The following is a 6,607-nucleotide window of genomic DNA, read 5'->3' as shown; positions in this document are numbered from 1 at the left end:
GCGAAATCGACGCCCCCTCGCTGCCGCCCGGGAGAGGTGGGCGCATCGACCTCTACCAAACGCTTGCTTGTTTCGTTAGACTCGTCCGCACTGATGTCGAGCTGGATCAGCTTGCGCTGCCGGGATTCCGCGCGGATCGGCCGGTGCGGCGGAGAGGACGGTCATGGCCGAGGCGTACATCATCGACGCGGTGCGAACCCCGGTGGGCAAGCGCGGCGGAGGGCTCAGCGGCATTCACCCCGCGGACCTGTCCGCGCACGTGCTGCAGAACCTGGTATCGCGCACCGGGATCGACCCGGCCGCGGTGGACGACGTCGTGTGGGGCTGCGTCGACGCGGTCGGCGGGCAGGCGGGCAACATCGGGCGAACCGGTTGGCTGGCGGCGGGATTCCCCGAGCACGTGCCCGGGGTGACCATCGACCGGCAGTGCGGTTCTTCGCAGCAGGCGGTGCACTTCGCCTCTCAAGCGGTGCTCAGCGGCACCTCGGAGATGGTGATCGCCGGTGGCGTGCAGAACATGAGCGCGATCCCGATCGGCAGCGCGCTGCGGGGTGCCGCCGAGCTCGGGTTCCCGGTGGCCTACGGGCCGAAGTCGGGATCGACCGGCTGGTACGAGCGTTACGGGGACGAGGAGGTCACGCAGTTCCGCGGTGCGGAGCTGATGGCCGAGAAGTGGGACATCTCCCGCGACGACATGGAGGAGTTCGCGCTGACCAGCCACCGCCGCGCGGCGGCGGCGATCGACGCGGGCCACTTCGCCGGTGAGCTGGCGCCGATCGCCGGCGTCGAGCACGACGAGGGCCCGCGGCGCGACACCAGCAAGGAGAAGCTCGAAGGCCTCAAGCTGCTGCGCGAAGGCGGCCGGCTCACCGCCGGCGTGGCCAGCCAGATCTCCGACGGTTCTTCAGCGCTGCTGATCGCCTCGGAGAAGGCGGTCGCCGAGCACGGGTTGCGCCCGCGAGCTCGCGTGCACCACATGAGCGTGCGCGGCGACGACCCCGTTTTCATGCTCTCAGCACCGATCCCGGCGACCAAGCACGCGCTGGCCAAGACGGGCCTGAGCGCATCCGACATCGACGTGGTCGAGATCAACGAGGCGTTCGCGAGCGTCGTCCTGGCCTGGCTCAAGGAGATCGACATCGACCCGGCCCGCGTCAACCCCAACGGCGGTGCGATCGCGTTGGGTCACCCGCTGGGCGCGACGGGCACGAAGCTGATGACGACCCTGCTGTCCGAACTGGAGCGCACCGGCGGCCGCTACGGCCTCCAGACCATGTGCGAAGGCGGTGGCACGGCCAACGTCACCATCATCGAACGCCTTTGACTTGAGGGTTTCCATCCTCATTTTGCGTGGCGGTGCGGGTGGCGGAACCTCAGACGCCGCCTGGCTGCGGGATCCCGTTTTTATGTATGTCCAATACGCGGCAAACGGGACTGGCCTCGCCAAGAGCCCAGGTCGGGCGGGGACAGTCTGAGAACCCGCGGCGGTGCCGGTTGCGAGGGTGGGCCCGAAAGCGCCTGGCGGCGCTTGGCGACAGCTTCGCGGACGCCGAACCTCGGATCCGCGGTCGCGGTTGTCGAGCAGGATGAAAAACGCTCCATGTACCGACCGACCGAGCGAGGGAGTGGCGTGGCGATCAACAGGGAGTTCGTGGGGTTCGAGTTCAGCGCGGGCGAGGCGTACGAGGTGACGCGCGGGAAGATCCGGGAGTTCGCCGAGGCGATCGGGGATCCCAATCCCGCGTACCGGAGCGTCGATGCTGCACGGGAGTTGGGGCATCCGGACGTGATCGCGCCGCCGACGTTCGGGATCGTGGCTGCCGGCGCTGCTGCGGAGAGCAACCCGATCCGGCGGCCCGAGTTCGGGCTGAACATGCGGTTGGTGGTGCACGGGGAGCAGAAGTTCCGCTACGAGCGGCCGATCCGGGCCGGTGACGTGCTGACCGCGTCCGGGCGGATCGCCGAGATCCGCGACGCCGGGCAGAACGAACTGGTGCGGGTGGAGACCGAGATCCGCGATGCGGGCGGGGACTTGGTGTGCACCGCGACGAACGTGATCGTGTCGCGGGGGACCGCGGCCGGAGCGGGGGAGTGATGGCGGCCAACCTGCGCTACGACGACGTGGCGGTCGGAACCGAGATCGGCCCAGAGCGGTACCCGATCCAGCGGTTGACGCTGGTGAAGTACTGCGGTGCTTCCGGGGACTTCAACGTGATCCACTGGAACGAGCGGATCGCCAGGGCAGCGGGTCTGCCGAACGTGATCTCGCACGGCATGCTCACCATGGCCGAAGCGGCGTGCCTGGTCACGGACTGGGTGGGCGACCCGGGCGCGGTGCTGGAGTACGGCGTCCGCTTCGCCAAACCCGTGGTGGTGCCCGACGACGACACCGGCGTCGAGGTGCTGGTCACCGGCCGAGTGGCCGAGAAGCTGCCGGACAACCAGGTCGCGGTGGACCTCACGGCCACCTGCGAGGACGTGGAAGTCCTCGCCAAGGCCCGAGCGGTCGTCCGCCTCACCTGACACCCATCGTTCAGCCTGGTCAGGGCTCGTGCGCACTTTGGGGTGCTATAGCGCCCCGAACTACGCACGAGCCCTGACCAGCTATCGCCTTTCGACCGGCTAGTCCAGGAGTCGTCGGGTGGCCAGCTCCAGGACTTCGGCGCGGGGGCGGGTGCCGTGGTCGGCGGCGATGATGCCCTTCGCGACCGCCAGCGAGATGTGCGAACTCCTCGCCGGTGCGGCCAGCTGCGCGTTGCGTTGACCAGTCGCGCAGTATCCGCCTAGCTCGAACCCGTCGTTTGGCCTGGTCAGGGCCGTGAGTCTTTTGAGTTGCTATAGCCGCCCAAAGGACTCACGGGGTCTGACCAGGCGAAACGATGGGTCAATCCGGGGTTCCGCGGAGGGGGAGGCTCGCGCGGTGGCTCTGCGGGGTGCCGAAGAGGTGCTTCGCTGCGTGGGCCCGCTTCAGGTGGAGGTGGGCTTCGTGCTCCCAGGTGATGCCGATGCCGCCGTGCAGCTGGACACCTTCTGCGGCGATCAGCGAATAGGCCTCGCAGCAGGCGGATTTGGCCATCGAAGCTAGCTCACCGGCTTGATCGTCCTGAGTGGACACGGCCCAGCTCGCCGCGTAGGACAGGGAGCGGGCTGACTCGATCGCCGCGTAGCAGTCGGCGAGCCGGTGCTTGATGGCCTGGAACGAGCCGATGGGGCGGCCGAACTGCTTGCGCAGCTTGGTGTACTCCACCGTCTCGTGCAGCCAGCGCTGTGCTGCGCCGATCGACTCGGCGGCCACTGCGGCTGCCGCTACGTCGGTGATGCGCTGCAGGGGCGCCGACCCGGTGAGCTGGGCGGACGTCCCGCTGAGGTGGACTTCGCCGATGCTGCGGGTGAGGTCCAGCGGCGTTGATGCGGTCGCGGTGGTCGACGGCGAGACTTCGAACAGCGACGCCTCGCCGTCGGTCATCGCGACGACGAGCAGGACGTCTGCTCGCGCCGCGTCGAGCACCAGCGTCTTGTGCCCGTCGATCCGCCAGCCCTCCGCGCCGAGCTCCGCCCTGGTCGCGAAAGTGCTGACGGACCAAGGGGAATCCGCTTCCGCCCAGGCGAGCGAGACCACCTGCTCGCCCGACGCGATGCCCGGGAGCAGCCGTTCGCAGGCTTCGGTGTTCCCCGCGGCCAGCAGCGCTTGGGCGCTGAGCACGCTGCTGCCGAGGAACGGGTTGTTCACCAGCCGGCGGCCCAGTTCCTCGACGACGATCAAGGTTTCCAGCAGCGTGGCGCCGACGCCGTCGTGCTCCTCGGGGATGGCCAGGGCGTGCGCGCCGATCTCCCCGAGCTGCTTCCACAGCGCCGGGTCGAAACCGGCGTCCGGTGCTCCCGGGTCGGGGATCGGTGGACCGCCGTGGCGGTCGAGCAGCTTGCGCACGGTGCTGCGGAGCTCTTCCTGCTCCTCGGTGAACGCGAAGCGCACAGTTCCTCCCTCCAGGGGTCAGGCGCCGATGGGGGTTCGGTCGGTGGCGAGGGCGGTCGCGATGCGGCGGCGGTGCCACGTCGGGGTGCCCCAGGCCGTGCGCAGGGCCGTTGCCTTGGTGAGCCACAGGTGGAGGTCGTGCTCGGCGGTGTAGCCGATCGCGCCGTGGACCTGGAGCGCGGTGCGCGCGGCGAAGCGAGCCGCCTCGCCTGCGGCGAGCTTCGCCGCGGAGGCGTCGCGGGAACCGCGCGGCCCGTCGATCGAGAGGCAGGCGCCGCGGATCAGCGGGCGGACGAACTCCAGCTTGAGCAGCACGTTCGCCAGGTGGTGCTTGACGGCCTGGAACTCGCCGACCGGCCGGCCGAACTGGTGCCGCTGCTTGACGTACTCGGTGGCGATGTCGAGCAGCCGGTGCCCGACCCCGAGCAGGTAAGCGGCGCATCCCAGCACGCCGTGGTCGAAAGCCGCGGAAGCGTCGGCCGCTTCGACGGGCTCGGTGGTGGCGTGCTCGACGGTGAACAGCCGCCGCGCCGGGTCGAAGGATTCGGCGCGCTCCAGCACGAGCCCACCCAGCCGGACCACGCTGTCGCCGTCGCAGCGGAACACCGCACCGGCCTGGTCGGCGTCGAGCGCGAGGGGCAGGTGACCTGCGATGATCGCCGTTCCAACGCTCTGACCACCGGCGAGCTCCGCCAGCCACGGCGAATCCCGCAGCAGGCGCGGCAGGAACGCGAGGGACTCGACGACCGGCCCGGGCAGCGCCGCGTACCCGAGCTGTTCCAGGCACAGCGCCAGCTCGATCGGGCCGAGCTCGAGCCCGCGGTGCTCCTGCGGCACGGTGAGCCCGGTGACGCCGACGTCGGCGAGCTCGCGCCACACCTCCCACCACGTCGCGGTCTCGCCACCCGACCAGGCGCGGGCGATCTTCGGCGTGTCCGCGTCGGCGAGCAGGTTCCGCAGCGTGTCGGCCATGTCCTGCTGTTCGCGGTGCGGTGCGAACTTCATCGCGACCCCCTCGGCAGCCCGAGCAGGCGCTCGGCCGCCACGTTGCGCTGGATCTCGTTGGTCCCCGCGTAGATCGGTCCGGCCAGCGAGAACAGGTATCCCTCGACCCACGAGGACAGCTCGGCCTCCGGGCCCAGCAGGTCCCACGCGGTCTCGTGCATCTCGATGTCCAGTTCGGACCAGAACAGCTTGTTGAGGCTGGCCTCGGCGCCGAGCGATCCGCCGCCGGTCACCTTGGTGACGGTCTCGAAGGTGGCCAGCCGGTAGGCCTGCGCGGCGATCCACGCGTCCACCACCCGGTCGTCGTCCAGCGCGTCCGGCAGCTCGGCGAGCTTCTGCGCGGTGGCGAGGAACCGGCCGGGGCTGCGCAGCGTCAGCCCGCGCTCGTTGCTCGCGGTGCTCATCGCCACCCGCCAGCCCTCGCCGACGCCGCCCAGCACGTCCTCGTCGGGCACGAACACCTCGTCCAGGAACAGCTCGGCGAAAGCGGGTTTGCCGTCGATGCGCCCGATCGGCCGCACGGTGACCCCGTCGGCGTCCAGCGGGAACAGGAAGTACGTCAGCCCGCGGTGCCGCTGCGCCTCGGGATCGCTGCGGAACAGCCCGAAGGCCCGGTCGGCGAAGGCCGCGCGGGAGCTCCACGTCTTCTGCCCGGACAGCAGCCAGCCGCCGTCGACGCGGCGAGCGGTGGAGCGGATCGAGGCGAGGTCGCTGCCCGCTTCCGGCTCCGACCAGGCCTGCGCCCAGATGTCGGTCCCGGCGGCCATGCGGGGCAGGTACCGCTGCTGCTGGTCCGGAGTGCCGTGCTCGAAAAGCGTTGGCGCCAGGAGGAAGATGCCGTTCTGGCTGACCCGTCCGGGCGCGCCCGCGGCGTAGTACTCCTCCTCGAACAGCACCCACTGCAGCAGCGAGGCGCCCCGCCCGCCGAACTCCTCCGGCCACGACACCACCGACAGCCGGGCCTCGTGCAGCTCCTGCTCCCAGCGCCGGTGCGCGGCGAAGCCCTCCTCCGTCTCCAGCGACGGCAGCGGCTCGCGCGGGACGTGCTCGCGGAGCCATTCGCGCACTTCGTCGCGGAACTCCACGTCCGCGGCGGAAAGATCGAGGTCCACTGTGCTCACTCCTGCTTCTGCTGGGCCTGCTTCATGCTCCGCGCGTTCATGCCGCTCAGCGAGTCCTCGCCGACCTCGGCGTTGTGCGCGTGCGCGAAGTGGTGCAGTCCGAAGGCCGAATCCATCCCGCTCTGCAGCCCCATCAGGTCCTCGGCCTGGTTGATCGCCTTCTTGGTCAGCGCGAGGCCGAAACCGGGCATCTCGGCGATGTTCTCGGCCAGCTCCGCGGTGGCGCTCTCCAGCTCCTCGCGCGGGACGACCTGGTTGACCATGCCGACCTCGTAGGCCCGCTGCGCGCTCATCCGCTTGCCGGTGAACAGGAACTCCTTGGCCACCCGCGGACCCAGCACCCACGGGTGCGCGAAGTACTCGACGCCGGGAATCCCCATGCGCACCACCGGGTCGGCGAAGAACGAGTCCTCGCTGGCCACGATCAGGTCGCACACCCAGGCCAGCATCAGCCCGCCGGCTACGCACGCGCCCTGCACCGAGGCTATCACCGGCTTGGGCATCTCCC

8 protein-coding genes are annotated in these 6,607 nt (G+C 70.2%); 4 read left to right on the top strand and 4 right to left on the bottom strand.

Going from position 1 to position 6,607, the window contains the following annotated elements; translation table 11 throughout:
- The first annotated feature begins 163 nt into the window (after positions 1 to 163).
- The 4 genes from ABTZ89_RS33620 (at position 164) to ABTZ89_RS33605 (ending at position 2,764) form a co-directional block, all read left to right on the top strand.
- Positions 164 to 1,324, top strand: coding sequence for an acetyl-CoA C-acetyltransferase (locus ABTZ89_RS33620; protein WP_270949266.1), 1,161 nt, complete (start codon positions 164 to 166; stop codon positions 1,322 to 1,324).
- 306 nt (positions 1,325 to 1,630) lie between these two features.
- Entirely contained in the window at positions 1,631 to 2,095 is a 465-nt protein-coding gene (locus tag ABTZ89_RS33615) for a MaoC family dehydratase N-terminal domain-containing protein (protein ID WP_270949265.1), read from the top strand.
- Complete coding sequence (locus ABTZ89_RS33610; RefSeq protein ID WP_351052401.1) at positions 2,095 to 2,523, top strand: MaoC family dehydratase; 429 nt, start codon at positions 2,095 to 2,097, stop codon at positions 2,521 to 2,523. The genes ABTZ89_RS33615 and ABTZ89_RS33610 overlap by 1 nt, the downstream gene beginning before the upstream one ends.
- Positions 2,524 to 2,641: 118 nt before the next feature.
- Positions 2,642 to 2,764, top strand: a complete 123-nt coding sequence (locus ABTZ89_RS33605) for a hypothetical protein (RefSeq protein ID WP_351052398.1) — start codon at positions 2,642 to 2,644, stop codon at positions 2,762 to 2,764.
- 120 nt (positions 2,765 to 2,884) lie between these two features.
- On the opposite strand, the gene ABTZ89_RS33600 is transcribed toward ABTZ89_RS33605, so the two are convergent.
- The 4 genes from ABTZ89_RS33600 to ABTZ89_RS33585 all read right to left on the bottom strand — a co-directional run.
- Complete coding sequence (locus ABTZ89_RS33600; RefSeq protein WP_351052395.1) at positions 2,885 to 3,973, bottom strand: acyl-CoA dehydrogenase family protein; 1,089 nt, start codon at positions 3,971 to 3,973, stop codon at positions 2,885 to 2,887.
- 18 nt (positions 3,974 to 3,991) lie between these two features.
- Positions 3,992 to 4,978: an acyl-CoA dehydrogenase family protein gene (locus tag ABTZ89_RS33595; protein WP_351052392.1), complete on the bottom strand. Its 987-nt coding sequence runs from the start codon at positions 4,976 to 4,978 to the stop codon at positions 3,992 to 3,994.
- Positions 4,975 to 6,090, bottom strand: coding sequence for an acyl-CoA dehydrogenase family protein (locus tag ABTZ89_RS33590; protein WP_351052405.1), 1,116 nt, complete (start codon positions 6,088 to 6,090; stop codon positions 4,975 to 4,977). Before ABTZ89_RS33590 ends, ABTZ89_RS33595 begins: the two co-directional genes overlap by 4 nt.
- A gap of 5 nt (positions 6,091 to 6,095) precedes the next feature.
- Positions 6,096 to 6,607 (bottom strand): enoyl-CoA hydratase (locus ABTZ89_RS33585; RefSeq protein WP_351052389.1); only part of this gene is annotated, 512 nt, incomplete at its 5' end.

The organism is Saccharopolyspora sp. NPDC002686 (genome assembly GCF_040295745.1).
In the GTDB taxonomy this organism is placed as follows: domain Bacteria; phylum Actinomycetota; class Actinomycetes; order Mycobacteriales; family Pseudonocardiaceae; genus Saccharopolyspora; species Saccharopolyspora oryzae.
The sequence above is the reverse complement of the archived record's forward strand: the minus strand, read 5'-3'. Positions and strand labels throughout refer to the sequence as shown.